Genomic DNA, 1,630 nt, shown 5'->3' with positions numbered 1-1,630 from the left:
CCGGATGCCTTTGGGTTGATACGCCGCTTGGCGCAGCTTGGCATCTTGGATGGATCAGCTTTCGTCGTTTTATACGGTTTGTCTGCCGGGACTACCGTTATTTTAGGGGCTGTTTGTTTTGATTATTTTATCATCGTATTGAGAGATTCTTGGCTTTTTATTAGGTTTGGCGGCGACCTACTCTCCCACGTCTTGAGACGCAGTACCATCGGCGCGACAGTGCTTAACTTCCGAGTTCGGGATGGGATCGGGTGTTTCACTTGTGCTGTGACCACCAAACCGAATAAAGAGCCAAGTTGATCGATTTTTGCGTTGCAAAATATCGATCAACGGCGGCAGGCGTTTGCACAGCAAATGCCGATAGCCACCCCGATTGAGGTCGCTTACCGCCGGTTCCAAGTCAGTACACTGGTGTGTATGCTTTTGATTTATCAGTATCGTTTTGTACCGCTCTCTTTACGTGATCGCGGTGATCTATCTTCTACTGGATCAAATCAAGCCTATCGGACCATTAGTACCGGTCAACTGAACGCATTGCTGCGCTTACATCTCCGGCCTATCGACGTGGTAGTCTTCCACGGTCCTCAGGGATACCTTGTTTTGAGGGGGGCTTCCCGCTTAGATGCCTTCAGCGGTTATCCTGTCCGTTCATAGCTACCCAGCACTGCCGTTGGCACGACAACTGGTCCACCAGTGGAACGTTCACCCCGGTCCTCTCGTACTAGGGGCAACTCCTCTCAAGTATCCTACACCCACGGCAGATAGGGACCGAACTGTCTCACGACGTTCTAAACCCAGCTCACGTACCTCTTTAAACGGCGAACAGCCGTACCCTTGGGACCTGCTCCAGCCCCAGGATGAGATGAGCCGACATCGAGGTGCCAAACACTGCCGTCGATATGGACTCTTGGGCAGTATCAGCCTGTTATCCCCGGCGTACCTTTTATCCGTTGAGCGATGGCCCTTCCACTCGGGACCACCGGATCACTATGGCCGTCTTTCGACTCTGCTCGACTTGTCAGTCTCGCAGTCAGGCTGGCTTCTGCCATTGCACTCAACGAGCGATTTCCGACCGCTCTGAGCCAACCTTCGCGCGCCTCCGTTACTCTTTAGGAGGCGACCGCCCCAGTCAAACTACCCGCCACACAGGGTCCCGGATCCGGATAACGGACCGCGGTTAGACATCAAACAGAATTAGGGTGGTATCTCAAGGGAGGCTCCACAGAAACTGGCGTTCCTGCTTCAAAGCCCACCACCTATCCTGCACAAATTGTGCCTGATGCCAGTGTGAAGCTGTAGTAAAGGTGCACGGGGTCTTTCCGTCTAACCGCGGGAAGCCTGCATCTTGACAGGCAATTCAATTTCGCTGAGTCGATGTTGGAGACAGCGGGGAAGTCGTTACGCCATTCGTGCAGGTCGGAACTTACCCGACAAGGAATTTCGCTACCTTAGGACCGTTATAGTTACGGCCGCCGTTTACCTGGGCTTCAATTCAAGGCTTGCACCTCTCCTTTTAACCTTCAGGCACCGGGCAGGCGTCAGACCCTATACGTCGTCTTACGACTTCGCAGAGCCCTGTGTTTTTAGTAAACAGTCGCCACCCCCTGGTTTGTGCCCCCAGTCAATACTT

General features: G+C 53.3%; 2 rRNA genes (1 of these 2 running past the window's edge). Both read right to left on the bottom strand.

Annotation, left to right across the window (positions count from 1 at the left end):
* Nucleotides 1-164: 164 nt before the first annotated feature.
* Nucleotides 165-279 (bottom strand): 5S ribosomal RNA (rrf, locus tag MN186_RS02305).
* A gap of 211 nt (nucleotides 280-490) precedes the next feature.
* Nucleotides 491-1,630: ribosomal RNA gene (locus MN186_RS02300) — 23S ribosomal RNA — on the bottom strand; it runs 1,757 nt beyond the window's last position.

The sequence above is a fragment of the Aliiroseovarius sediminis genome, from assembly GCF_022678485.1.
Lineage (GTDB): Bacteria > Pseudomonadota > Alphaproteobacteria > Rhodobacterales > Rhodobacteraceae > Aliiroseovarius > Aliiroseovarius sediminis.
The sequence above is the reverse complement of the archived record's forward strand: the minus strand, read 5'-3'. Positions and strand labels throughout refer to the sequence as shown.